The following is a 23,567-nucleotide window of genomic DNA, read 5'->3' as shown; positions in this document are numbered from 1 at the left end:
ACGAAAATGGCAATGAAAACTGAATTAGCACCAGTAGCGGCTCGCGACTTGCAGATCATCGAGTATCGCGGTCAACGCGTAGTGACCACTGAGCAGCTGGCGGCCGGATATGGTGCGACCGAGAAGATGATCAGTAATAACTATTCTCGTAACGAATCCCGCTTCGTTGAAGGTAAACACTACTTCAAGGTTGAGGGTGAAGAGCTGCGGGGGTTGAAGAACAGACCCTCTTTAAGTGGGTTAGTTGGAAAGAATGCCCGCTCTCTGATTTTGTGGACGGAACGTGGAGCGGCTAACCACGCAAAGATGCTGGAAACCGATCAGGCGTGGAATTACTTCAACGATCTTACTGAGTTTTATTTCAGCTATAGGGAGGCAACTTATCTGCCTGCCCCAACTGAGCTTTCAAAGCTCGAAATCCTCAAAATGGCAATAGAGTCCGAAGAGGGGCGACTGGCAGAAAAAGAACGCGCAGATCATGCCGAAAGAACCAAAGCCCAGATTAGCCGCAAACGCGAAGCCTCAGCTCTCGGAAAGCTCAGCGCCGCAACACGACGCTGCCGAGATCTGGAAGAACAACTCGGTGAAAGCGAAAAACACGCAACCATTACCAAAGTAGAAAAGGCAACAGGTCGCAAAGGTGAATTTAAATTCGCCCCACTGCGTCGCTGGTGCCGAGATAAAGGCATTGAAGCCAAGAACGTTCCTGACGAACGCTACGGTAGCGTGAAGTCATGGCCTGCGGGTGCATGGCTGGCTGTTTATGGGATCGAACTCAAATCACTCTTCGGGGAGAAAAAATAATGCAGAAAGTTGACTACATCGTGACATTTATGGGGGATTACCCCTGCGGTGGCCGCCATCCGCTTACAGTAAAAACAAACTCCTTTGATGTGTCAGGTGCTATTTGTGCTGCAACTGAATCTATCGTTGATGACCGTATAGAGGCAACCAACTTGGTGCTGATCTCCGTTGTCCCTGATTCGTATCCTCCAGCCACAGACAATATGAACAGCGACGGATTGCTCAAGCCCTGTCCCTTCTGCGGCAACCCAAACGTGAGCCTGGTCGAAACCCTGCCTGAAGATGGTGACGAAAATATGTACCTCGTTAACTGTGGCTGTTGCAACGCTTCCCAGTTGCCTGACAGCAAACAGCGAGCCATCCATGACTGGAACCAGCGTGACATGGAGAGCAGCAGTGGAAATTAGCGCATTCGTACCGGCTGGCTCTGTTGAGCTGGCCCACCAGCAAGCTCTGACATGGGTATGCGATGCGTATCTGTTTTATCTGGTCAGCCTGCACCGCCGCCCGGTTTATCGCCACCAGTACGGTGATATTTCGCTTAATCAGCCAGCATTACAGGAATTCATCGATTCGTATCTGGAAAACAAAGGCTGGGATATGGAAAAACGCCGGGCCCATTACATCAACATTCTGGACCTTATCAAATATATGCATCGCAGCAATTCGGACTTCATCGACTGGGGAACGGTGCCATCACTAACACCTCGCGGGCTGCGCTGGATGAATGCCTGTTTTTCAAGACTGGGAGAAATGGTTAATGCCTGTGGTGGTTGGGATTACGTTGAAACATTGGCAGACAGGAAGGTGAACGGATGAAAGCTGAATCCATTGATGTTAACCAACTGGTAACCATAAGCGACCACCTGCAGGCTCTGGTCACGGCTGAAGATGTCATTGCCAGTATCAGCTCGCAACTTGAAAACGTTATCGATAACGAATATGGCTGGCGGCACAGGGCAAACGTAGCTCTGGTTAAGTGGAAGAACACACGGAAACGCATTACTTCCCGCCTGGCCGTACTGCGTCAACTGGAGCGAGAGAAAAATATTGAGCGTCAAAAATCGCGGGATGAATTGCTCATCAGAGCCCTGAGAAATGAGGTATCAGCTGAAGTTTTTCGCCGCTGCTGTGAGTCTGTGGAAAGGGAAATGGAGGTGTGTGGTGACTGAATCGAATCTGTTTGAGTTGGTTCAATTGATTAAATCTGCTGCCGGTGATCCATCGGCAATGACAGATGCTATCTGGGAGGCTGGTTATCGCCAGCCTGAGCGGACTGCCGAGGAAGCCGCTCAGATAACTATTGACACGTTCTTCTACTGCAACTCCTACGATATGCCCACGGAATTCTGGCCGCGCAATTATGACAGCGTTCTCCAGAATGAACTGATGAAAGCAGTTATCGGTGAGGATGGTGAGCTTGACGGCGCTGATGCGGTAATCATCGCTAAAAACGTAATCAGCGCGGGATTCAGCAAGGAGGCGGCAAATGGGTGAAATGGTTGACATAAACGACGAACTGGTTCGCTCAGTCGTCACCGTTGACGATGGCCGGGACTATACCGCCCAACTGGTATGGAGGATGGGTAAACGCAGAGATATGCGTAATGGCGTTTCAGTACCGATCCCTCCAGCGCCAAAGGTTTCAGCAGTGCGAGTTGAAGCGAAGAGAAAGCCCCGGAAACGGGGTTATCGGGTAGTTCAGAAAGCGATTGGTTCAGTGTGAGGTGGAAGTATGAACAACGAAACAGACATTATCTCTGACGCCGATATTGAAAAGTTGACCGGTTATAAAATTCCTTCAAAGCAATGCGAAAGCTTGCGTGATGCCGGGATATTTTTTATAACCAGGCGCGATGGACGCCCTCGCACAACGTGGGCTCATTTCAACAATCCGCTTTCTCACCGACAGAAAGCTATTGATGCTAACGGTCCTCAGCCTAACTTTGGAGCTCTTGACTAATGCCACGCGCACGTAAAAACAAAGACGATGCCTGGATGCCCCCGAGGGTTTACCTCGGACGTTCAGCCTATGAGTATCACCCAAAAGGAGGCGGAAACATCCGCCTTTGTGATAAGACCTGCACACAGGCGCAGGTCTGGACAGCATGGGAAGCACTGATTAATGACAGGCCGGATGAATCAACACTTTCTGGACTGGTTGAAAAATTTTTCCAGTCGGGAGATTTTTTCGAACTGGCCTCTGAAACACAGAAGGATTACCGCAAATACTCCAAAAAGATAATCGATGTTTTCGGGCAGATGCCACCAGACAGCATTAAGCCTGAGCACGTGCGTAAATACCTCGATAAGCGTGGCGTAAAGAGTCGCACCCAGGCCAACCGGGAAAAGGCTTTTATGTCGCGCGTGTATCGCTGGGCTTACGAACGCGGGTATGCCAATAGCAACCCCACAAAAGGCGTTAAGCAATTTAAAGAGACTGGCAGGGATCGCTATATCACGCACGAAGAGTACAACGCCTTATACAGCGTTTCGCCTGATGTCGTACGTGTCGCAATGGAGCTGGCTTATCTGTGCTGCGCACGTCAAAACGATGTACTTGAGATGAAGAAAAGCCAACTTATGACTGAAGGAATACTGATTAAGCAGAGCAAAACAGCAGTAGCACAAATTAAAGCATGGTCAGACCGGTTGAAGGCAGCAATTGAACTTGCTAAAGCCCTCCCTCTCAACGAAGGGATGAGTAGTCTGTTTATTCTTCATCAATCCACCGGGCACAAATACACCAGGGATGGCTTCAACAGTCGATGGAGAAAAGCCAAAGAAGAAGCGCGGGTTAAATACCCCCATTTGAGTTTTGACTTCACATTTCATGACCTGAAAGCGAAAGGTATCTCAGACCTGCAGGGGAACATTTACGAGAAACAGGCTATCTCAGGACACAAAAACGTGGAGCAAACAGCACGATATGATCGCAAAATTGCAGTCGTTCCGGTTGTCGGCGGTCAATAAAATATTATGAAGTGATATTATGAAACAGCAGATTTCGGGCATAAAAAAACCACCTTTCGGTGGTTTATACGACACTGCTTATCATTGATTTTATTCTAGTTTTCCCATGGTAGCCGGAGTGGGACTTGAACCCACACAGCGCGAACGCCGAGGGATTTTAAATCCCTTGTGTCTACCGATTCCACCATCCGGCCAGGGAAGAAAGTGGAGGCGCGTTCCGGAGTCGAACCGGACTAGACGGATTTGCAATCCGCTACATAACCGCTTTGCTAACGCGCCGTAAAACTTTTCAAACTGACACCCGCTACTGCGCATGTCTTTAATCTGGAGCGGGAAACGAGACTCGAACTCGCGACCCCGACCTTGGCAAGGTCGTGCTCTACCAACTGAGCTATTCCCGCATGTCATCAAGTAAATGTCTAACCACTTGATTTCATTATCGTCCGGCTTGCTGTGCCGCCGTTCGATGCGTTGCATTCTACTGATATGACGTTATGAGTCAACGTTATTTTTTGCATCCCCGGATCGTTTGCTGAAAATTACGTCGAAACGATCACTGATCAAGCAAATCCCCGCGCGCAGCGTTCAAATATTGCAGCATGGACCACAGCGTCAGCACCGCCGCCACCCACAGGAGGCCAATCCCCGCCCACTCAACCCAGGCGTTTGGACGCCAGAGCATCCAGACCAGCGCCGCCATCTGCGCCGTCGTTTTCACTTTCCCAATCCAGGAGACCGCCACGCTGCTGCGTTTTCCCAGCTCCGCCATCCACTCGCGCAGCGCGGAGATGATAATCTCACGGCCAATCATGGTTGCCGCAGGCAGCGTTACCCACCAGGTATGATAGTGCTCAGCCACCAGCACCATCGCAATCGCGACCATCACTTTATCCGCCACCGGATCGAGGAAGGCACCGAAACGGGTGCTTTGATTCCAGCGGCGCGCCAGATAGCCATCAAACCAGTCTGTTACCGCTGCAATAAGGAAGATCAATGCGCAGGCAAAGGGTGCCCAGACAACTGGCAGGTAAAACGCCAGCACAAAGAACGGGATGAGTACGACACGAAAAAGAGTGAGCAACGTAGGGATGTTATATTGCATAATGACGGTAACTATTTGTTGTCAGTAAAATTTAGCTCTATGTTGCTACAGAGCCCTCAATGTTTCAACGAGTAGTAGATCTTTTCTGCCAGCCCTTGCGAAATACCCGGCACTTTTGCAATTTCCTCCATGCTGGCGTTGAGTAATCCTTGCAATCCGCCCATATACTTCAGCAGCATCTGGCGACGTTTTGGCCCCACGCCTTCGATCGTCTCGAGTGAGCTGGTGTTTTTCACCTTCGCCCGTTTTTTGCGGTGACCGCTGATGGCGTGATCGTGCGATTCATCGCGAATATGCTGAATGACGTGCAGCGCCGGAGAGTCCGGCGGCAGGCTGAAGCCCTCACCTTCCGGCTCGAAGAACAGTGTCTCCAGACCGGCCTTACGATCGGCCCCTTTTGCGACGCCCAGCAGCAGCGGATGGTTTTTATCCCAGCTGACATCAAGCGATTCAAATACCGCTTTCGCCTGGCCGAGCTGCCCTTTCCCGCCGTCAATCAGGATCACATCGGGGATCTTGCTCTCTTCTATGGCTTTACCATAGCGACGACGCAGCACCTGATTCATCGCCGCATAGTCATCGCCCGGCGTGATGCCGGTGATGTTATAGCGGCGATACTCGGCGCGCAGCGGACCGTTAGCATCAAACACCACGCAGGACGCGACCGTCTGTTCACCCATCGTATGGCTGATGTCGAAACACTCCATCCGTTTCACTTCCGGCAGCTTCAGCAGCGCCGCCAGGGCCGTTAAACGCTGGTGCACCGTCGACTGCTGCGACAGCTTAGTGGTGAGTGCCGTTGCCGCGTTGGTCCGCGCCAGCTTCAGATAACGCGCGCGATCGCCGCGCGGTTTGGTTTGAACATTGACCCGGCGCCCCGCCAGTTCAGAGAGCGAATCGGCCAGCAGGGTTTTATCGTCAAGATTAAAATCGAGCAGGATTTCAGAAGGCAGCGTGCGCATCTGGCTCCCCTGCAGATAGAACTGGCCGACAAAGGTTTCCACCACTTCGCCCAGTTCGGTACCGCCAGGGACCTTCGGGAAATAGCTGCGGCTGCCGAGCACTTTGCCCTGGCGAATAAACAGCACGTGCACGCAGGCCATTCCGGCGTCAAAGGCCACGCCGATGACGTCGAGATCGTCACCGGTATTTGAGACAAACTGTTTCTCAGTCACTCTGCGCACCGCCTGGATTTGGTCGCGGATACGCGCGGCCTCTTCGAACTCGAGTGCGGCGCTGGCTTTTTCCATCCGCGCAATCAGCTGGGTTAAGACCTGATCGTCCTTGCCGGCTAAGAACAGGCGCACATACTCCACCTGCTGGGCATACTCGTCTTCACTGACCAGCCCGGCCACGCACGGCCCCAGGCAGCGGCCAATCTGGTACTGCAGGCACGGGCGCGAACGGTTACGGTAAACGCTGTTTTCACACTGGCGGATCGGGAAGATTTTTTGCAGCAGCGCCAGCGTTTCTCGCACGGCATAGCCGTTGGGGAACGGCCCGAAATATTCACCCTTCGCATGTTTTGCACCACGGTGCATAGCGAGGCGCGGATGGGTGTCGCCGCTCAGAAAGATAAACGGATAGGATTTATCATCACGCAGCAGGACGTTGTAGCGCGGCTGGTAGAGCTTAATATAGTTGTGCTCAAGCAGCAGCGCTTCTGTCTCTGTATGCGTGACGGTAACATCAATATTCTGAATGAGTGAGACCAGCGCTTCGGTCTTACGGGAGGCCAGGTTACTGCGAAAATAGCTGGAGAGACGTTTTTTAAGATCTTTTGCCTTCCCCACATAGATAACCGTACCGCCAGCGTCATACATGCGATAGACGCCAGGCTGGCTGGTTACGGTTTTCAGAAATGCTTTTGAATCGAACACATCCCTCACTGACTTAACAACGTCTCCGCATTACACAAACCATGTCGGATGGCCAGATGCGTCAGTTCGACGTCACCATGAATGTTCAGTTTACTGAACATCCGATAACGATAGCTGTTTACCGTTTTCGGGCTGAGATTCAGCTGTTCCGAGATCTCATTCACCTTCTGACCTTTGGTGATCATCAGCATAATCTGCAATTCACGCTCGGACAAACTGGCAAAGGGTGATTCGGTTTTCTCGGGCTCGATCTGACTCAGCGCCATCTGCTGAGCGATGTCGGACGCAATATAACGCTGTCCGGCAAACACGGAACGGATAGCATTGACGACTTCCTGCGGTGCAGCACCTTTACTCAGGTAACCCGCGGCCCCCGCCTGCATCACTTTCGCGGGCAGTGGATTTTCGGTATGCACAGTCAGCATGATGACTTTGGTGTCTACAAAGGTACGCGCGATTTTGCGTGTTGCTTCAAGACCACCGATACCGGGCATGTTCATATCCATCAGCACCACATCGGCGGAGTGGGTACGGCACCATTTTACCGCATCTTCGCCACAGCATGCCTCACCGGCAACTTTAATACCTTTAATATCTTCAAGAATGCGTCGTATCCCTGCGCGCACCAGTTCGTGGTCATCAACAAGAAGGACGTTGATCAAAGGAAATGTCTCCAGAATAGGGATAACGCTACTGTGTGATAATTTGGTTTATATTAACGGTTTTCCTGACAAGATTAAAACGTTAAAAAACCGGCTATTCGATTTTGCTCTCGTTTTTGGAAATTAGGCTGTACAGGCGGTGGAAAGAGAGCCCGTGCATTCTGGGCTCTTGCAGCTTTTTTTAACCATCTGTATTCAAAAAGTTACAAAAAACGGGCTGGCTTAACCTGCGCAAAAACAGGGTTCAACTTTTTGTAACAATAATTAACGGCCAGCGAACCCGACCTAAACAATTAATAATCATTAAGCGGGTTGAGTTTACCGGTACGATCTGTTTACGCAATTAAACATCGGCGTAAAAGTACGAAAAACAACCGCTGCATTTTTTGCTTCAGCTTGTGGTATACTCCGCCGCCTTGACTTTCGTCGTCGCGCTTTAGCGCCGTTTAATAATGAGGAAAATAAATGAGCACACCTGAATTTGCCACTGCGGAGAATAACCAGGAACTGGCACAGGAAGTAAACTGCCTGAAAGCGCTGCTAACGCTGATGCTGCAGGCGATGGGCCAGGCTGATGCCGGTCGTGTGATCATTAAAATGGAAAAACAAATCGCGGAGATGGAAGACCAGGCTGAATCAGCGGTATTTGCTAACACCGTTAAGCAAATCAAGCAAGCGTACCGTCAGTAACAAAAAACGGCTGGATGCAGTGCATTCAGCCGTTCGCTCGTCTGTCACGCAGAACGTTTTACTGCGTCAAATCAGTCCCGTTGCCGCCGCATAGCACGCGATCTGCGTCTTGTTGGGCGCGTTGAATTTCTTCTGCATATTCTTCTGATGGAAGTTAACGGTATTCTCTGAGATCGAGAGAATGATCGCTATTTCCGCTGACGTCTTCCCTTCCGCAGTCCATTTCAGAATTTCACGCTCGCGCTTGCTGAATTTCATTTCCGGCGGCATGACCATCTCATCGTCAAAACGCATCAGCGAGGTTAAGGCCATTTGCACCAGCATTTGCAACCGCAGCTCTATTTCTTCATGGTCTAATGGCCCTTCCTGTACACGCGTACGAGACACGGACAGGAAACCAAGCGCATGATTTGGCAGCATCAGGCACTGCGTTATTCCCGAGCGTAAACCGTGATCCTGGGCGCTGTGCCATAATTCCTGCGCCTCGGCGAATAATGCATCTGTCCAGGGGAGATGGCCCTGAATGAAATTCTCCGGTTTTAAAACCGGATCAATCGCGAAATAGTTCGCGGATTGATATTGCGCCATCCACAACTTTGGGTAAGTGGTTTGCAGGGAGATCTTAGGGCGGGTAAATGGCACGGGATGGCGCACGCAGAGCGCGTAATAATCGAATTCCAGCGCCTGAGTTTGTCGCTCCAGCTCCTGATATACCTCGGCGGCACAGGTCAATTCCTGAAACCGGAGGGAGCAATCCCGTCGCCAGGTGAAAAAGTCTAAATCCTTCATACTTACTAAATGAAGCCTCTGAACAGATAATCATTATTATGGTGAATATAAGCTAACACATAAAACTTTTTTCTAGCCACAAAATATCGGCAATAGCACAATTAACTTTACTATCGATAAGGTTTATCCGATCTGGATGGAATAAAAAAACAGAAGCCCTCGCGCAGAGGGAGAATAATTTGCTCCAGAGTCAATTTCTGGAGCAAATGCGTGCAAAAATGCTACTGCATAAGGAATTTTTCAAGGAATTGACGGGTTCGCGGCTGTTGAGGGTTAGCGAACAGGCTTTTCGCTGGCCCCTGCTCCACGATCCGTCCCTGATCCATAAAGATGGCTCTGTCAGCGACATCGCGCGCAAAGCTCATTTCATGGGTCACGATCACCATCGTACGTTTCTCCTGTGCCAGCTGGCGAATGGTGTTCAGCACCTCGCCCACCAGTTCCGGATCGAGCGCAGAGGTCGGTTCATCAAACAGGATCACGTCCGGGCGCATCGCCAGCGCGCGCGCAATCGCCACGCGCTGCTGCTGCCCGCCCGACAGGCGACGCGGATAGCTGGTCTCTTTCCCCGCCAGCCCGACTTTGGCGAGCAGTTCGCGAGCCCGCGCCGTCGCTTCTTCTTTTGGCTCACCTTTAACGATCACCGGCCCTTCGATGATGTTCTCCAGCACAGTACGATGCGGGAAAAGGTTAAAGTTCTGGAAAACAAAGCCGACATGCTGGCGCAGGCGGCGAATCAACCCTTTCTGTTGGCTGATGGATTTCCCGGTATCAATCGTGATCTCCCCGACCCGGATGGTACCGCCTTCCGGCTGTTCAAGCAGGTTAATGCTGCGCAGCAGCGTCGTCTTACCCGAACCGCTCGGTCCAATAATCGCCACCACTTCGCCCTGCTCGACTTCCAGATCGATCCCGTGGAGCACCGTTTGACCGTGGAATTTCTTCACCAGGTTTTTGACGTCAATTGCACTCATTTTGGATCACGCTCCTGGCGGTTAAGCTGGTTTTCGAAGTAGTTTTGCAGAGCAGACAGCACCGTCGCCATCACCCAGTAAATCAGCGAGGCGGCCAGATACATGGTAAAGACCTCAAGCGTACGGGAGGTAATGAGCTGTGCCTGACGGAAAAGCTCCGGAACCTGAATCGTTGCCGCCAGGGAGGTATCTTTCACCAGGCTGATAAAGCTGTTGCTGAGCGGCGGAAGCGCCACGCGCGCCGCCTGCGGCAGGATGGCCCGGCGCAGCGTCTGCCAGGGCGTCATCCCGATACTGGCCGCCGCTTCCCACTGCCCTTTGTCAATGGAGGAGATGGCCGCACGCAGGGTTTCGGAGGTGTACGCCGCGGTATTGAGCGACAGGCCAATCATCGCCGCCGGAATCGGATCCAGCTCGATTCCGAACTGCGGTAAGCCGTAGTAGATCATAAAGAGCTGGGCGATAAGCGGCGTACCGCGAAACACGGAGATATAAAAGCGCGCCAGCCAGCGCACCGGCAGGACAGGCGACAAGCGCATTAAGGCCAGTATAAATCCCAGTACCAGCCCAAAGAACATCCCGCCGATACTGAGCTGCAACGTAAATACCGCACCTTTCAGCAGATACGGCAGAGAATCAATAACCAGTTGAATACTTTCTTGCATTATTATTTTTCGACCTGATTTTTAAACGTGAGGATGGTAGGCAAACAGCGCAGGCGCTCCGCCGGTATGGACAAATAAAATCGGCCCTTCATCCTTAAAGCGTTTTTGCGCAATGCCGTCGATCAGTCCGGCCATCGCTTTGCCGGTATAGACCGGATCGAGCAGTATGCCCTCGAGGCTCGCCAGCAGTTTCACCGCTTCCATTCCCTCTTCGTTCGGCGTGCCGTAACCCGGCGCAAAATAGTCATCCCAGAGCAGAATATCGGCCGTGGCCTTCAGCTCCAGCTGCTCTGCAACCGCCTGCTGTAGCGTAACCACTTTCGGCTTCTGATCCGCCACGCTGCGGGACACCGTCACGCCAATCAGTTCGACCTCCGGAAGCAGTTGCTCCAGCCCCACCGCCAGCCCGGCATGGGTGCCCGCACTGCCGGACGCGACCACGACGGAGGAGAGACTCACCGCCCCCTCGCACTGCTGCGCGATTTCCAGCGCACTTTCCACGTACCCCAGCGCGCCCAGCGCATTCGACCCGCCGACGGGAATAACGTAGGGGCGAAAACCCTGCGCTTCCAGACGCGTCGCCAGCTCATCGAGCTGGGCGGTCGGGTCGGTCAGCGCGTCAACCATCTCAACCTGCACGTTAAACAGGTCTAACAGCAGGCGGTTACCGTTGGTGAGATAGTTTTCAGCCCGCGTGCCAATCGGGTTTTCCAGCAATGCCACGCAGTGAAGCCCAAGTTTTGCCGCCACGGCCGCCGTCTGGCGAACGTGGTTGGACTGGATGGCCCCGGCAGTGATGAGCGTATCCGCGCCTTCGCGCAGGGCGTCCGCCGCCAGAAACTCCAGCTTGCGCAGCTTGTTGCCCCCCATCGCCATGGGCGTCACGTCATCACGCTTAATAAAAATATCGCGCCCTAAATAATCAGAAAATCGCGGGAGATACTCCAGCGGCGTCGGCGCGCCGATGAACTCCAGGCGGGGAAAGCGCGTTAAATTCTGTAGTGACATGGATGCTCCGGTAACTCAGACAAAATGTGATATTTTTCATTATGCACGCAGACGCGTAAGAAATAAAAAAGGCGCTTTTAAAAGCGCCTTTTTTTACGTCAGAAACTTATTTCGTGACGTCTGCCCCGAACCACTTCTCGGAAAGCGCCTTCAGGCTACCGTCTTTTTGCATGTCAGCAATCGCGGAATCAATCGCTTTCACCAGGTCTTCGTTACCTTTACGAACGGCCACGCCGGATTCCTGACGAGAGAACGCATCACCCGCTACCGCCAGGGTGTTGTTGGTTTTCTTGACCAGATCCAGTGCTGCCAGGCGATCAACCAGAATGGCGTCGGTGCGGCCCACGCGCAGATCCTGGTATTTCGTCGGGTCATCATCATAGGTGCGGATATCCACGCCCTGAACGTTCTGGCGCAGCCACTCTTCGTAGTTGGTTCCCAGACCGACACCGACTTTCTTCCCTTTCAGGTCCGCAGCCGTTTTGATGGTGCCTTCGTTGCCTTTCTTCACCAGCGCCTGAATACCGGACACGGTATACGGGGTGGAGAAGTCATACTTCTTCTTACGCTCGTCAGAGATGGTGACCTGGTTGATGACCACGTCAATGCGTTTCGAATCCAGCGACGCCAGCATACCGTCCCATTTGGTCGGTTTCAGGGACGCTTTCACGCCGAGGTGTTTCGCCAGCTCTTCAGCAAACTCCACTTCAAAACCGGTCAGCTTGCCGTCATCGCCCTGGAAGCTGAACGGAGGATAGGTTCCTTCCAGCCCGACCAGCAGCGTACCGCGCTCTTTTACTTTATTCAGCAGGTTTTCTGCGGCGAACGTTTTCACGCTCATGCCCGCAACCAGCGCAACGGCCATAACACCCATCAGCGCCTGACGACCCAGAAGTGCAAATTTCATAAATACCCCGATATAGTGGAATTTTTACGTAGTGTAGAGAAATCGCCTGCAACGTCAAAGGCGACTGCGCTACATCTTATTCTTTTTTAATATATATCAGAAGTTGTTCCGGCGTGGGCTTTCTGCTTTATGGCACCCGGCATTTGTACCTTATATTGTGCGTACTTGCGCAGCGCAATCCGGTAGTTGTTGGTGCTGGTCGCAGGCAACCACGGCTCCAGGTTCTCGTCGAGATAACCGGTTTTGAGCAGATCGCGGGAAATGTTGTTCACGGTCAGATGTTGCCCGAGGCGGCGCAGGCGAACCACGTATTCGCGAACGGTGCCGTGGCTCATCTCCGTTTGTTCAAACAGGAACTGCTTGAAGCCGATAATGTCGAAGAAGTCGCTTTGCTCTTTGCAGTGGAGATCGCCACAGAAACGGCAAAGCGCCACCCACTCTTTTTGCTCTTCGAGCCATGCTGCTTCGTCCATCAACGTGTCGAGGCGAGAAATCGCGATCTTATTGACGATTTCGCCGCGGCGAACCAGCGTGATACGATCGAGTAACTTGTTACAGTGGGCGCAATGCGTCTGGCTGTGTTTAAAGTCTTTCAGGTAGCGGCTTAAAGGCCGTCTTTTAGATTGCTGCACCGTCATGATAACTCCTGGTTGTCAATACGTTGTGCGGCATTTTTAAGGTGAATCAATCACCTATAACTTACCCAGCTTGGTTCGTAAGCGTTTAATGGCCTGGCTGTGCAGCTGGCTCACCCGCGACTCTCCCACCTCCAGAACAGCGCCAATCTCTTTGAGGTTAAGCTCTTCCTGGTAATAAAGGGTCAATACCAGCTGTTCGCGTTCAGGCAGAGCTTCAATAGCTTCCATGACGCGCTGGCGTAAATTCCCTTCCATTAAATGGTGTAACGGGTTTTCTTGCTGGTGCTCATCCGTCACCAGCTCGATGCTATCGCCATGCTCTTCTCGCCACTCGTCATAAGAGAAGAGTTGGCTATTATTGGTATCGAGCAACATCTGACGATACTCTTCAACAGCAATGCCAAGACGATCCGCCACTTCGGTTTCCGTTGCGTTGCGTCCCAGTTCCTGTTCCAGCTGCCCCATCGCATGCGCCACTTCGCGTGCGTTGCGGCGAACACTGCGCGGTACCCAGTCACGGCTGCGCAGCTCATCCAGCATCGCACCACGAATACGCTGAACTGCGTAAGTCGTAAATGCCGTTCCTTGCAGAGCGTCGTATCGGTCAACTGCATTCAATAACCCGATACCGCCCGCCTGTAGCAGATCGTCGAGTTCCACGCTCGCCGGCAAGCGCACCTGGAGGCGCAATGCTTCGTGACGCACCAGCGGGACATAACGCTGCCACAGCGAGTGTTTATCCATTACACCTTCAGCGGTATAGAGTGAATTCACGATAAACAGCCCTGCGTTAGTTGAGTTATCGGCATGATTATCCGATTCTGCAGGGCGTTCAATTGGATGAAAAAGCGGGATAAAGTGAGGTTATTCTGAGGTTGCCCACAACCGGGGCAACTTTTCTGCCTAAATTAACAGTTGCAACAATGAAAGATCGTCGCCCAGTTTGACGCTATCTATATGTTGATGAAAGAGCTTTCCCGCTTCCTGATTATGCTGGCTAAGGGAGTGGAAGCTGTAAATAACATCAATGATATTATCTTGTTCAATTTTCCCCGCCACGATAGCCTGACCGGCAAGTAACGTTTTCAGGAAATAGTACTCCGCGACGATTAAATAAAGGTTATTCAGCATGCTGCGGCCGTTGTTCTGCGGAAAGGCCTGCTCCCAGAGTTTGTATTTAAAAAAGTTCTTAAATAAATGGTCATTGGTCGCCAGGTAACCGCTTGCCACATCGCGCCAGACGGACTCGATGTTTTCCATGACCTTCTCTGCCGGAACGGTGTCACCAGTAGACTCAAACTGTTGATAAAGCTGGGTAAAATAACGATTTAATACCGCACCGCCGCGGGCTGTCGCTTTCTTCGTAAAATAGCTCTGGATGAGCGAAATTAGCGCGAATTTCAGGCTGTAGTTCTGATTAAACCCGCCAAGCTCCGTCTTGATTTTACCGCTCACCAGCTCGTTAACCAGCGAGAAATAGACTGTTTCGAGCGTGCCGATATTCTCTTCGAGATTATCGAGCTTTTCAGCCACCATGAGGAATTTCACCACGGCGTAAACCTGTTCTTCAACGCTAACACCTTCAACGCTGAATATATTCTGGCAGAAGAGATTGATGACCTTGGCCTTCAAATCAATCATTGGCGCGTTATTGACGTCCTGCTGGACAATAACCGATTCCATCATCGACATAGACTCCCGATCGTTCAACAGAAGTCGGGTCACTTCCGGACACGAGAGGTTCAGCGATTTTTCGATTTCATTTTTATAGACCCGGCTTGTCCGTGGAAATGTCGAACAGGTTGGGCTTAAGGCCTGGACGCCCATGGCGCCATGAACAGAACAGAGTTTTTCCGTATCCATAAACGGGCAGTTTTTACTTTCCGTATGGAAAATCACTTCACCCCAGTGGTCATAGTTTTTTTTGGTGACTTTTATCGCCGTTTTTGCAGTCTGACGAATGGCGGCATTTTTACTGTTCAGATAGCGGTTAACGGAGGATTTATCAAACGCGATGGTCCAGCCCTGACAACAATGTTCACGGCATTCCCCACCGACACATGAAAAATCTGCGACCAGCTTTGGTTGAGTGACACTGATTTGTTTCACAGGCGGATTCTCAAATAGCAGAGATAAAAAAACCCCGCCGAAGCGGGGTTTCACGCGTAAAATTAACGCAGCAGAGACAGAACGGTCTGTGGAACCTGGTTTGCCTGAGACAGAACAGAAGTACCAGCCTGCTGCAGGATCTGCGCGCGAGACATGTTGGAAACTTCAGTTGCGTAGTCAGCGTCCTGGATACGGGACTGAGCAGCAGACAGGTTGTTAGAGGTGTTGTTCAGGTTGTTGATGGCAGAAGTGAAGCGGTTCTGCACAGCACCCAGGCCTGAACGTGCTTTATCAACTTTAGCGATAGCTGCGTCGATAGTTGCCAGGTCGGTAGGTTGTACGCTTTTCAGGTCGATAGCGTTCACGCCCAGGGTGGTGGTGTCAGCTTTAGCACCGCTCAGGTCCAGATCGATGGTGTCGCCGTCGTTCACGCCAACCTGAATTTTAACTACGCCAGCTGCACCAGCAGAACCATCCAGCAGTTTGATGCCGTTGAAGTCAGTTTTGCCCGCAACGCGGTTGATTTCAGCCAGACGAGCGGTTACTTCATCCTGCAGAGAAGCCAGGTCAGAGGTGCTGTTGGTGCCGTTGCTTGCCTGAACAGCCAGTTCACGAACGCGCTGCAGGTTGTTGTTGATTTCGTTCAGGGAGCCTTCAGCAGTCTGCGCCATGGAGATACCGTCGTTGGCGTTACGTGCTGCCTGATTCATCCCCTTGATCTGGGAGGTCATGCGGTTTGCAATCGCCTGGCCAGCGGCATCGTCTTTCGCGCTGTTGATACGCAGACCTGAAGACAGACGCTCAATAGCAGTGCCCAGAGAAGACTGAGATTTGTTCAGGTTGTTCTGAGTGGTCAGGGACAACAGGTTAGTATTGATAACTGCCATAATTTTCTTTCCTTCAAAAATTGGGTTTTAGGTCCGGTGCCTAACACTCACAGCGTCTCTCACCGTCAACAAGGTTATCGACGGGTCCCCAAAAGACTTTAGAATCAATTTTGAAAAAATTACAACCAGCTGATTACTAACAGATTTATTTTTAAAAAATCAATTAAGGTTTGCCAAAGCGTTATTATTTACGCTTTTTTAACGCGCAAACAGATGACCAAAAGGGCACACACTTATTCATGTTTTAAATGCGCGGATAATGATCCTAAAGTGCAATCCTTTCATTAACCCCGCCAGGACGTGCCTATTCTTTGGATTATTTTTTTCTCACCATCGTAAACTTTTGCGTTAAGAGGCCGATAAGAGTCCTGAACTACTTTCGTATTTTAAGGAAAATATGCATGGCTACTATCAGTAACCTCGGGATAGGTTCTGCAGGACTCGGGGATTTATATAATCAGTTGGAAGCGGCAGAGAAAACCAAGCTGACGACGATTACTTCCCAGCAATCAACGTATAACGCACAGTTAAGCGCTTACGGCAAGCTGCAGAGCGCCATGACATCGCTGCAGACTGCCACCGCTGCACTGGGTAAAGCCACCACCTGGAACTCAACGTCCGTGAGCAGCACCAACACGGCCTTTACCGCCACGACGACGGCTGACGCCTCCGTGGGTTCCTTTGTGGTTAACGTCAACCAGGTTGCAAAGGCACAGGCGCTCACAACCGGCTCCTATGCAAACAACACGGATTTGTTAGGCGATACGACAGGTACGACCCGTAAAATCACCATCACCCAGCCGGGCACGAAAACGCCTTTAGAGGTCACACTGGCCGATGGTGATACGTCGCTGGCCGGGATCGCGAGCGCTATTAACAAAGCGAACGGCAACGTCACCGCCAGCGTTATTAAAGCGAAAGACGGTGATTACCGCCTGATGCTGTCATCAAAAACCACCGGTACCGATGGTGCGATGACCGTCAGCGTCACCGGCGACGCCAAGCTGCAAAGCGCAATTGGCTACGATTCAACCACCAAAACGGGCGCGCTGACGGTGAACACCGACGCGCAGAACGCGATTGTGGTGGTGAACAACATCTCTATCGAGCGCCAGTCGAATACCATTACCGATGCGCTGCCTGGCGTGACTTTCTCGCTGAAAGCAGAAAGCAAGGCAGATGAAACACTAGAGGTGACTCGCGCAACGGATGCTAACCAGAAGGCGATTACGGACTGGGTCACGGCGTACAACTCGCTGCAGTCCACCATTAACAGCCTGACAAAATATGTGCCGGTCGATGCAGGCTCTGGCAGCCAGTCTACCAGCAACGGCGCGCTGGTCGGTGATGCGAACGTGCGTGGGATCCAGTCTCAGCTGCGCGGTCTGCTGACCGAAGTGCAGGCCGGCTCTGTTCAAATCATGGCCCAACTGGGGATTACCCAGGACCCGGTAAAAGGCGCAGACGGTACCGTCGGTAACCTGAAGGTCGATACCGACAAGCTGAAAAAAGCGCTGACCGAAAACCCGAACGCCGTACAGCAGTATTTTGTCGGTGACGGGAAGAAAACCGGCATGGCGACTCAGATGAATAACACGCTGACCTCCATGCTCAGCACCAGTACCGGCAGCGCCGGTGTGATCCAGAACGCGAAAGACGGGATCAACAAAACGCTGAAAACTCTGGGTGAACGTTACGATGCCATGGATGCCCAAATTGAAGCCACCATGGCGCGTTACAAAACCCAGTTCACCAGCCTGGACGTATTAGTCACCAAAATGACCAATACAGCCAACTACCTGACCCAACAGTTCTCACAGAAATAGTCGTCGCATTGAGGAGTGGATATGTATAACACCTCTGGTGTTCAATCCTATCAGCAGATAGGAGTCGAAAGCGCAGTGATGAATGCCAGTCCACACCAGCTGATTGTCATGTTGTTCGACGGGGCGCATAGCGCCCTTGTCCGCGCGCGTTTGTTCCTGGAAGCCGGACAAATTCGTGAAAAAGGCGAAGCGTTATCCAAAGCCATCAACATCATCGACAACGGTTTAAAAGCAGGACTGAACATGGAGGTTGAGAGCGAGTTGTCCGGTAACCTTGCCTCCTTGTACGAATATATGGTTCGACGTTTGTTACTGGCGAATGTCAGTAATGACGTAGACGCAATTGTTGAAGTCGAGGGTTTATTAAACAACATTGCGGATGCGTGGAAGCAAATCGGCCCCAATGCGTCCTCTATTTCAGGATAATTTTGATGAATAATCCCAGCGCAGCGCTTAGCCACTGGCAGGCGTTACATGCTCAGAGCATTGCTATGCTAAATCTCGCACATTCTGGTCAATGGGATGCGCTTATCGAGCAGGAAATGCATTATGTACAACTGGTGGAGAGGATTTCTCAAACACCCATTATGTCATGCCCTCCGGCTCAGGTTGAGCAAGCGCGTGCGCTGCTGGAAATGATCCTTGAAAATGAGAATGCGCTAAAAGCGCTGCTGAAAGTCCGAATGGACGAACTGCGCAATCTGATCGATCAAACCGGCAAACAGCAATCCATCACGTCTACCTATGGAAAGCTGTCAGGGAATATTCTTTACCCAGAAAGTTTTACCCGCGACACACAACTATGATTTCTTCATCCATACTCCAGAAGTCTGCCAATGGCTTCTGGAGCAAGGATGATGAAAAACCCCACCCTGTTACAATGTTTTCACTGGTACTACCCTGCTGGCGGTGAATTGTGGCGAGAGGTCACGGCGTTAGCCCCCAATCTTAACGAAATCGGCATTAACATGATCTGGCTCCCGCCCGCCTATAAAGGCGCGTCAGGCGGGTATTCTGTCGGCTATGACTCCTATGACCTGTTCGATCTGGGCGAGTTTGACCAGAAAGGCAGTATCGCCACGAAATACGGTGACAAAGCGCAGCTTCTGGAAGCCATCGACGCCCTCAAGCGCAACGACATTGCCGTGCTGCTGGACGTAGTGGTCAACCACAAAATGGGTGCCGATGAAAAAGAGCCTGTCCGCGTTCAGCGCGTGAACGAGCAGGATCGCACGCAAATCGATGACGAGGTCATCGAGTGCGAAGCCTGGACCCGCTATACCTTCCCTGCCCGCGCCGGGCAATATTCCCAGTTTATCTGGGACTACAAATGCTTCAGCGGCGTCGACCACATTGAAAACCCCGATGAAGACGGCATTTTTAAAATCGTCAACGACTACACCGGCGAAGGGTGGAACGATCAGGTTGATGATGAGATGGGTAACTTCGACTATCTGATGGGCGAAAATATCGACTTTCGCAATCACGCCGTGACCGAGGAGATCAAATACTGGGCCCGCTGGGTCATGGAACAGACGCGCTGCGACGGTTTTCGCCTGGACGCCGTCAAGCATATTCCCGCCTGGTTCTACAAAGAGTGGATTGAGCACGTCCAGGAGGTCGCCGACCAGCCGCTGTTTATCGTGGCGGAATACTGGTCTCACGAGGTGGATAAACTTCAGGCCTATATCGACCAGGTCGAAGGCAAAACCATGCTGTTTGATGCCCCCCTGCAGATGAAATTCCACGAGGCGTCACGTCAGGGCCGGGATTACGACATGAGCCAAATCTTTACCGGCACGCTGGTGGAAGCCGATCCGTTTCATGCGGTCACCCTCGTCGCAAACCATGACACCCAGCCTTTGCAGGCGCTGGAAGCCCCGGTCGAAGCCTGGTTTAAACCGCTGGCGTATGCGTTGATCCTGCTGCGGGAAAATGGCGTGCCGAGCGTCTTTTATCCTGACCTCTTTGGCGCCAGCTATGACGATACGGGTGGAGACGGTGAAACGTACCATATTGATATGCCTGTGATTGAGCAGCTCCACGAGCTGATCCTCGCGCGCCAGCGATTTGCCCACGGCGTGCAGACGCTCTTTTTTGACCATCCTAACTGCATCGCCTTCAGCCGCAGCGGCACGGAAGACGATCCCGGCTGCGTGGTGGTGATGTCGAACGGGGACGACGGCGAGAAGGTAATTTGTCTTGGGGAAAACTACGGCAACAAAACGTGGCGTGATTTTCTCGGCAATCGCGAAGAAACGGTCACCACGGCGGCGGATGGCGAAGGGACTTTTACCTGCAAAGGCGGAAGCGTGAGCGTGTGGGTAATTGAGGATGCGCTGTAGAAACCATGCCGGGTGGCGGCTTCGCCTTACCCGGCCTACGGGAAGGCACTTTTGTAGGCCGGGTAAGCGTCAGCGCCACCCGGCAACAAACGGCTACGGTAGTTTACTCTCCAGCGGATGCTTGCTCAGGTAATCGGCACACTCAACCGTTGGGCGATCGACCTTCTGCAGCTCCAGCCCGTCGTACTCAAGCGTCGAGCCATCGCGCTCCAGCGGATAGATATCCAGCTTGCGCGTCACGTTGTAATAACTGTCTGAACGCAGCATGATTTTACCCGGCACGGCAATCACGCGCTGCCACTGACGGCAGTCCAGCGTATCGCCTTCTTCCGTCACCACCAGCGTGGCAATCGCTTCAGGGCTGACCATTTTGCTCTGCGGCCCTTTTGACTGCCAGTATCCCGCCAGATGCGCCGGGACAGGATGCTTGATCACCTCTTTATAATTATCGACCTGAACGCACCCGGTCAGTGCCAGCAGCGCGCCAGCAATTGCTATTTTTTTCATCATCTTTCCTGCATTCGAAGAAAAAAATATTGTGGCATTAAAGCGCTGTGGCTGCCAGCGAAGATCGACAGGTCTGAAACTATAACTATCAAGCATTCTTCTGATGCCCCGTTCTACAACGTGCAGACAAAAACGCGGTTGTACGGGATTTTTGCAAGAGGTCTGATAGATAATTAATAGAGGCTTGAGACGAAGGTGTTTATCGGCTCCGGCAACAGATCCTGCGGGTGATCGCCACCGAAGGTAGCCCACTTGCTTTTGCCATTGATAATGGTTGATGCAACCCGATTATTGGATTCAGCATTATAAACTGTGATTTTTACTTCAATCTTGTCAGGTATTCCAGACCACTCAGTTGCGCGATCTTCCCAATGCAGTATCTGCGGTACCACATAATACCCGCGATTGATTGAATGGTTAGTTTTAAGACATGCAACATCATCGCAGTCAGCAAAAACAATAACATTATCGGAATGCCGTAAAAATGCTGCTTTTGCTGCATCTGCCGTTGCTTTGCCAGAACCTGAATAGGTGTGTGTCTCATAAACGCCATCAGTTGGCTGGGATATCACAACCGGGACATCTTTTATCAGGTGCTCTGTACGCTCCTGAATATTATTTGTGCTGTATTTGGCAGAACAACCTGCCAGGAAAATTGCAGAAAAAACCAGAAATACTCTGTTCACTTTTCTATCCCTGTAAAATAAAGAAGTTACATTTTATCAGGGCAGTCCTGTTAAAACCTATGTCTGCATCATGAAGACGCAACATATCGCGTGATATGAATCAGAGAGTTCGGTTCTGGAAGGCGGAAAATGAACAGGTAAAGCACCTTTCCAGAACCAAAACGTAAGCGGATTTGTCCCGCTCATGCCCCGCATCGGGGGTAAGGTTGTTAATCAACTATTAATAGCATCAGGTTAGAAAACCTAGACCTGCATCCCCATGATATGAGCATACATTTTTCATAATCGACAAAGATCGTCCAAGAGCGCACCAAATAACAGATGGTTAGAGTCGTCGAAAACATCAGTCGTCTAAGTTCACCTTAGAGCGAGTGCTGTTTTGTGTCCCACCCATGCCCCATCACATCACCGGGCAGTCATCGAACTCTCCAGAACGCGCATCGTTGATGATGTACGTTATCACTCCGAACACCTGACGCGATGTGTCTGATGCTTCGTTCTTATCCGGCAGACTCTCTCGCTTACCATTTTCCAGATTCTCAAGATGGGGTTGCGGGTGCGTTCTGTATCGCTTAATTCTGAACTCTCCTTCATCAGCACAAACCAGCAATGAACCATCACACGGGCTAAGTGATGCGTCGACAACGAGAATCGCCCCGCTGAGTATGCCTTCGCGATAGTATGTAGCACCTGCACGCATGAAGTACGTAGCCGATGGCCTGGTTATGATGCGCTTGTCGAGTGATATGCGTTCTTCAACGTAGTCTGCTGCCGGGCTCGGGAATCCCATGATGCACCTCCGATAGTTACTGTATGTAAATACAGTATTATTGATCGGTGGCGGTGATCAATATGCAGACAGAAAAAAATCCCAAGCTGGATTTTCACTATCCTCCTCTCCCGTCCTGGGTTTAACCGCTCATTAAGTTTGTCTTCTTCTTAAGCGTGATAGCTTTTAACGATCAATGGAAGGTGATTGATCAGCAAAACCAACTTTAAGTACGAAGTCATTGGTGGCTATTATCAAGCCATTAAAATGTATATAGCTACGATCTGCGAATGCTCATCAGCGGCTTTTCATATTCACATTGCTAGGAATTCTTTGTATGAATCGGAATCTAATTTTATCAGCATCAGCAATTTCGTTTGTTGTACTTTCTATGGGTTCTATCGGCTATATGCAGAGCAAACCTGATTATGTTCAGGATGCTGTTACTCGACTAAGTTCATACCTATCGAGTTATTATGGCCCAACCGAATGCTCCGGCGCTGTAAGCAACGAACATCAGTGGAGCATAAAATGTAATATAAAAGATAAAGGCAAGTCATTTACATATTCTGTTTTACCATCCGAGATGGCACCATACCCAGTAGCACGTTCTTTTTATCTGAAAGCAAATGATGACGCATCAGAAGAGGCGTCTAGATTAGGGCTAATGAGATACCTTCAGATTGATAAGTTCCGGTAAAATTCAATTAGCCCACCGAAGTGGGCTTAACTTTCTTTAAAAATGCTATTGTTCACACAGGCTCATCAAAGTCACACTCAGGACAAATCCAACAAAGGAATCCATAGCGCATCCCTTGATACATTTGTGTTCCACAAATAGGGCAGAATCTAACTTCAGTTATTTCAGAAGATGACTGTACTTCGTTAGTTTGTGAGGATTCATTGTCTTGCATGCGTTTCTCCACTCAGCTATGGGTATTGAGCAATAATTGCTGCCCTGTCTGTTGCATACTGCGATTTTCTTGCATTAATCTGCACTAAAACTGCATCTTTTTTTGTCGTTTCATTTACACCATCATTAACGGCAGCAGCCAGCCACGCCCTGTTGAGTTTTTCTATATCATCCTGATAGGTATTGCTTAGCATAGAAAGAGCTGCTTTTCGTAAATCTTCATTAGGAGCGGGCGGAATATCTACCCAAGATGGGTTGCCTTCGCTATCAGGCGCTCTCACTTTCCCGGTCGGAGGATTTTGAAACTCTTCGTAAGTTTCTTCGTCAACATCTACTCCCTTAGCAGGCCAGGAGCCACTTTCTTGGTAGATGGACTTCAATGCTAATGGATAAAAGGCATTAGTTACCGCATCATACAGATATCTGTTCATTT

At 51.1% G+C, this 23,567-nt stretch carries 28 protein-coding genes and 3 tRNA genes; 12 read left to right on the top strand and 19 right to left on the bottom strand.

Going from position 1 to position 23,567, the window contains the following annotated elements; genetic code table 11:
* Positions 1–6 precede the first annotated feature (6 nt).
* The 7 genes from ACHH0Z_RS02755 to ACHH0Z_RS02725 all read left to right on the top strand — a co-directional run bounded on the left by ACHH0Z_RS02755 (position 7) and on the right by ACHH0Z_RS02725 (position 3,777).
* A complete protein-coding gene (locus ACHH0Z_RS02755) occupies positions 7–804 on the top strand; it encodes an ORF6N domain-containing protein (protein WP_045407379.1) in 798 nt (265 codons plus the stop codon).
* Positions 804–1,211 carry a Lar family restriction alleviation protein gene (locus ACHH0Z_RS02750; protein ID WP_223861873.1) on the top strand — a complete coding sequence of 136 codons (408 nt, stop codon included), beginning with the start codon at positions 804–806 and terminating at the stop codon, positions 1,209–1,211. The genes ACHH0Z_RS02755 and ACHH0Z_RS02750 overlap by 1 nt, the downstream gene beginning before the upstream one ends.
* On the top strand, positions 1,201–1,623 hold the full coding sequence (locus tag ACHH0Z_RS02745) for a hypothetical protein (RefSeq protein WP_223861872.1): 423 nt from the start codon (positions 1,201–1,203) through the stop codon (positions 1,621–1,623). The genes ACHH0Z_RS02750 and ACHH0Z_RS02745 overlap by 11 nt, the downstream gene beginning before the upstream one ends.
* Positions 1,620–1,976, top strand: a complete 357-nt coding sequence (locus ACHH0Z_RS02740; RefSeq protein WP_045407383.1) for a hypothetical protein — start codon at positions 1,620–1,622, stop codon at positions 1,974–1,976. The genes ACHH0Z_RS02745 and ACHH0Z_RS02740 overlap by 4 nt, the downstream gene beginning before the upstream one ends.
* Entirely contained in the window at positions 1,969–2,301 is a 333-nt protein-coding gene (locus ACHH0Z_RS02735) for a hypothetical protein (protein ID WP_045407385.1), read from the top strand. Before ACHH0Z_RS02740 ends, ACHH0Z_RS02735 begins: the two co-directional genes overlap by 8 nt.
* A 238-nt stretch (positions 2,302–2,539) precedes the next feature.
* Positions 2,540–2,767: a DUF4224 domain-containing protein gene (locus tag ACHH0Z_RS02730; protein ID WP_045407390.1), complete on the top strand. Its 228-nt coding sequence runs from the start codon at positions 2,540–2,542 to the stop codon at positions 2,765–2,767.
* Complete coding sequence (locus tag ACHH0Z_RS02725) at positions 2,767–3,777, top strand: tyrosine-type recombinase/integrase (protein ID WP_045407392.1); 1,011 nt, start codon at positions 2,767–2,769, stop codon at positions 3,775–3,777. The genes ACHH0Z_RS02730 and ACHH0Z_RS02725 overlap by 1 nt, the downstream gene beginning before the upstream one ends.
* Before the next feature lie 107 nt (positions 3,778–3,884).
* Here the strand turns inward: ACHH0Z_RS02725 and ACHH0Z_RS02720 are convergent.
* From ACHH0Z_RS02720 to uvrY, 6 genes are all read right to left on the bottom strand, one after another.
* Positions 3,885–3,971: transfer RNA gene (locus tag ACHH0Z_RS02720), tRNA-Leu, on the bottom strand.
* 11 nt (positions 3,972–3,982) lie between these two features.
* A tRNA-Cys gene (locus ACHH0Z_RS02715) sits at positions 3,983–4,056 on the bottom strand.
* Positions 4,057–4,102: 46 nt separating this feature from the next.
* Positions 4,103–4,178, bottom strand: a tRNA-Gly gene (locus tag ACHH0Z_RS02710).
* Between the two features lie 152 nt (positions 4,179–4,330).
* Positions 4,331–4,879 (bottom strand): CDP-diacylglycerol--glycerol-3-phosphate 3-phosphatidyltransferase, encoded by a 549-nt coding sequence (gene pgsA / locus ACHH0Z_RS02705; RefSeq protein WP_008500348.1) that lies wholly within the window; start codon positions 4,877–4,879, stop codon positions 4,331–4,333.
* Positions 4,880–4,935: 56 nt separating this feature from the next.
* Positions 4,936–6,768 (bottom strand): excinuclease ABC subunit UvrC, encoded by a 1,833-nt coding sequence (gene uvrC / locus ACHH0Z_RS02700; protein WP_045407394.1) that lies wholly within the window; start codon positions 6,766–6,768, stop codon positions 4,936–4,938.
* Entirely contained in the window at positions 6,765–7,421 is a 657-nt protein-coding gene (gene uvrY / locus ACHH0Z_RS02695; protein ID WP_008500346.1) for a UvrY/SirA/GacA family response regulator transcription factor, read from the bottom strand. Before uvrY ends, uvrC begins: the two co-directional genes overlap by 4 nt.
* Before the next feature lie 465 nt (positions 7,422–7,886).
* Here uvrY and ACHH0Z_RS02690 point away from each other — a divergent pair, with 465 nt between their 5' ends.
* Positions 7,887–8,111, top strand: coding sequence for a DUF2594 family protein (locus ACHH0Z_RS02690; RefSeq protein WP_008500345.1), 225 nt, complete (start codon positions 7,887–7,889; stop codon positions 8,109–8,111).
* A 66-nt stretch (positions 8,112–8,177) separates the two neighbouring features.
* On the opposite strand, the gene sdiA is transcribed toward ACHH0Z_RS02690, so the two are convergent.
* The 9 genes from sdiA to ACHH0Z_RS02645 all read right to left on the bottom strand — a co-directional run bounded on the left by sdiA (position 8,178) and on the right by ACHH0Z_RS02645 (position 16,088).
* Positions 8,178–8,900 (bottom strand): transcriptional regulator SdiA, encoded by a 723-nt coding sequence (gene sdiA / locus ACHH0Z_RS02685; RefSeq protein WP_045407396.1) that lies wholly within the window; start codon positions 8,898–8,900, stop codon positions 8,178–8,180.
* 221 nt (positions 8,901–9,121) lie between these two features.
* Positions 9,122–9,874, bottom strand: a complete 753-nt coding sequence (gene tcyN, locus ACHH0Z_RS02680; RefSeq protein ID WP_008500343.1) for an L-cystine ABC transporter ATP-binding protein TcyN — start codon at positions 9,872–9,874, stop codon at positions 9,122–9,124.
* Positions 9,871–10,539, bottom strand: coding sequence for a cystine ABC transporter permease (tcyL, locus tag ACHH0Z_RS02675; protein WP_008500342.1), 669 nt, complete (start codon positions 10,537–10,539; stop codon positions 9,871–9,873). The genes tcyN and tcyL overlap by 4 nt, the downstream gene beginning before the upstream one ends.
* Positions 10,540–10,560: 21 nt before the next feature.
* Positions 10,561–11,547, bottom strand: coding sequence for a D-cysteine desulfhydrase (gene dcyD, locus ACHH0Z_RS02670; protein ID WP_045407399.1), 987 nt, complete (start codon positions 11,545–11,547; stop codon positions 10,561–10,563).
* A 106-nt stretch (positions 11,548–11,653) separates the two neighbouring features.
* Entirely contained in the window at positions 11,654–12,454 is an 801-nt protein-coding gene (gene tcyJ, locus ACHH0Z_RS02665; protein ID WP_021240470.1) for a cystine ABC transporter substrate-binding protein, read from the bottom strand.
* 86 nt (positions 12,455–12,540) lie between these two features.
* Positions 12,541–13,092, bottom strand: a complete 552-nt coding sequence (fliZ, locus tag ACHH0Z_RS02660) for a flagella biosynthesis regulatory protein FliZ (RefSeq protein WP_008500339.1) — start codon at positions 13,090–13,092, stop codon at positions 12,541–12,543.
* 54 nt (positions 13,093–13,146) lie between these two features.
* Positions 13,147–13,866, bottom strand: a complete 720-nt coding sequence (locus tag ACHH0Z_RS02655) for an RNA polymerase sigma factor FliA (protein ID WP_008500338.1) — start codon at positions 13,864–13,866, stop codon at positions 13,147–13,149.
* 129 nt (positions 13,867–13,995) lie between these two features.
* Entirely contained in the window at positions 13,996–15,201 is a 1,206-nt protein-coding gene (fliB, locus tag ACHH0Z_RS02650) for a flagellin lysine-N-methylase (RefSeq protein WP_045407402.1), read from the bottom strand.
* Between the two features lie 62 nt (positions 15,202–15,263).
* The gene (locus tag ACHH0Z_RS02645) at positions 15,264–16,088 is read right to left on the bottom strand and encodes a flagellin (protein ID WP_045407404.1); all 825 of its coding nucleotides are present in this window, start codon (positions 16,086–16,088) and stop codon (positions 15,264–15,266) included.
* Between the two features lie 401 nt (positions 16,089–16,489).
* Between ACHH0Z_RS02645 and fliD the strand changes: the two genes are divergently transcribed.
* The 4 genes from fliD to amyA are packed head-to-tail and all read left to right on the top strand — an operon-like array spanning position 16,490 to position 20,259.
* Positions 16,490–17,914, top strand: coding sequence for a flagellar filament capping protein FliD (fliD, locus tag ACHH0Z_RS02640; protein WP_025912253.1), 1,425 nt, complete (start codon positions 16,490–16,492; stop codon positions 17,912–17,914).
* Positions 17,915–17,935: 21 nt separating this feature from the next.
* Positions 17,936–18,340, top strand: coding sequence for a flagellar export chaperone FliS (gene fliS / locus ACHH0Z_RS02635; RefSeq protein WP_025912252.1), 405 nt, complete (start codon positions 17,936–17,938; stop codon positions 18,338–18,340).
* Between the two features lie 5 nt (positions 18,341–18,345).
* On the top strand, positions 18,346–18,720 hold the full coding sequence (gene fliT, locus ACHH0Z_RS02630) for a flagella biosynthesis regulatory protein FliT (RefSeq protein WP_008500332.1): 375 nt from the start codon (positions 18,346–18,348) through the stop codon (positions 18,718–18,720).
* A gap of 51 nt (positions 18,721–18,771) precedes the next feature.
* Positions 18,772–20,259, top strand: coding sequence for an alpha-amylase (amyA, locus tag ACHH0Z_RS02625; protein ID WP_021241382.1), 1,488 nt, complete (start codon positions 18,772–18,774; stop codon positions 20,257–20,259).
* Between the two features lie 93 nt (positions 20,260–20,352).
* On the opposite strand, the gene yedD is transcribed toward amyA, so the two are convergent.
* From yedD to ACHH0Z_RS02605, 4 genes are all read right to left on the bottom strand, one after another.
* A complete protein-coding gene (gene yedD, locus ACHH0Z_RS02620) occupies positions 20,353–20,766 on the bottom strand; it encodes a lipoprotein YedD (protein WP_023293875.1) in 414 nt (137 codons plus the stop codon).
* Positions 20,767–20,939: 173 nt separating this feature from the next.
* A complete protein-coding gene (locus tag ACHH0Z_RS02615) occupies positions 20,940–21,452 on the bottom strand; it encodes a DUF4823 domain-containing protein (RefSeq protein ID WP_072050655.1) in 513 nt (170 codons plus the stop codon).
* A gap of 400 nt (positions 21,453–21,852) precedes the next feature.
* Positions 21,853–22,242, bottom strand: a complete 390-nt coding sequence (locus ACHH0Z_RS02610) for a S24 family peptidase (RefSeq protein WP_045407407.1) — start codon at positions 22,240–22,242, stop codon at positions 21,853–21,855.
* 909 nt (positions 22,243–23,151) lie between these two features.
* A complete protein-coding gene (locus ACHH0Z_RS02605) occupies positions 23,152–23,565 on the bottom strand; it encodes a tail fiber assembly protein (RefSeq protein ID WP_052672909.1) in 414 nt (137 codons plus the stop codon).
* Between the last annotated feature and the right edge of the window lie 2 nt (positions 23,566–23,567).

Origin of the sequence: Enterobacter cloacae complex sp. 2024EL-00227 (assembly GCF_043945315.1) — a bacterium.
In the GTDB taxonomy this organism is placed as follows: domain Bacteria; phylum Pseudomonadota; class Gammaproteobacteria; order Enterobacterales; family Enterobacteriaceae; genus Enterobacter; species Enterobacter roggenkampii.
This window is presented reverse-complemented; position numbering and strand designations above follow the sequence as displayed.

Coding starts and splice junctions, on each gene's coding strand:
- fliD (WP_025912253.1), top strand. CDS start 16,490: ATGGCTACTATCAGTAACCTCGGGATAGGTTCTGCAGGACTCGGGGAT.
- dcyD (WP_045407399.1), bottom strand. CDS start 11,547: ATGTCACTACAGAATTTAACGCGCTTTCCCCGCCTGGAGTTCATCGGC.
- fliZ (WP_008500339.1), bottom strand. CDS start 13,092: ATGACGGTGCAGCAATCTAAAAGACGGCCTTTAAGCCGCTACCTGAAA.
- ACHH0Z_RS02605 (WP_052672909.1), bottom strand. CDS start 23,565: ATGAACAGATATCTGTATGATGCGGTAACTAATGCCTTTTATCCATTA.
- tcyN (WP_008500343.1), bottom strand. CDS start 9,874: ATGAGTGCAATTGACGTCAAAAACCTGGTGAAGAAATTCCACGGTCAA.
- sdiA (WP_045407396.1), bottom strand. CDS start 8,900: ATGAAGGATTTAGACTTTTTCACCTGGCGACGGGATTGCTCCCTCCGG.
- tcyJ (WP_021240470.1), bottom strand. CDS start 12,454: ATGAAATTTGCACTTCTGGGTCGTCAGGCGCTGATGGGTGTTATGGCC.
- ACHH0Z_RS02690 (WP_008500345.1), top strand. CDS start 7,887: ATGAGCACACCTGAATTTGCCACTGCGGAGAATAACCAGGAACTGGCA.
- pgsA (WP_008500348.1), bottom strand. CDS start 4,879: ATGCAATATAACATCCCTACGTTGCTCACTCTTTTTCGTGTCGTACTC.
- ACHH0Z_RS02645 (WP_045407404.1), bottom strand. CDS start 16,088: ATGGCAGTTATCAATACTAACCTGTTGTCCCTGACCACTCAGAACAAC.
- fliS (WP_025912252.1), top strand. CDS start 17,936: ATGTATAACACCTCTGGTGTTCAATCCTATCAGCAGATAGGAGTCGAA.
- amyA (WP_021241382.1), top strand. CDS start 18,772: ATGAAAAACCCCACCCTGTTACAATGTTTTCACTGGTACTACCCTGCT.
- ACHH0Z_RS02755 (WP_045407379.1), top strand. CDS start 7: ATGGCAATGAAAACTGAATTAGCACCAGTAGCGGCTCGCGACTTGCAG.
- ACHH0Z_RS02750 (WP_223861873.1), top strand. CDS start 804: ATGCAGAAAGTTGACTACATCGTGACATTTATGGGGGATTACCCCTGC.
- ACHH0Z_RS02725 (WP_045407392.1), top strand. CDS start 2,767: ATGCCACGCGCACGTAAAAACAAAGACGATGCCTGGATGCCCCCGAGG.
- ACHH0Z_RS02730 (WP_045407390.1), top strand. CDS start 2,540: ATGAACAACGAAACAGACATTATCTCTGACGCCGATATTGAAAAGTTG.
- ACHH0Z_RS02740 (WP_045407383.1), top strand. CDS start 1,620: ATGAAAGCTGAATCCATTGATGTTAACCAACTGGTAACCATAAGCGAC.
- fliT (WP_008500332.1), top strand. CDS start 18,346: ATGAATAATCCCAGCGCAGCGCTTAGCCACTGGCAGGCGTTACATGCT.
- ACHH0Z_RS02610 (WP_045407407.1), bottom strand. CDS start 22,242: ATGGGATTCCCGAGCCCGGCAGCAGACTACGTTGAAGAACGCATATCA.
- yedD (WP_023293875.1), bottom strand. CDS start 20,766: ATGAAAAAAATAGCAATTGCTGGCGCGCTGCTGGCACTGACCGGGTGC.
- tcyL (WP_008500342.1), bottom strand. CDS start 10,539: ATGCAAGAAAGTATTCAACTGGTTATTGATTCTCTGCCGTATCTGCTG.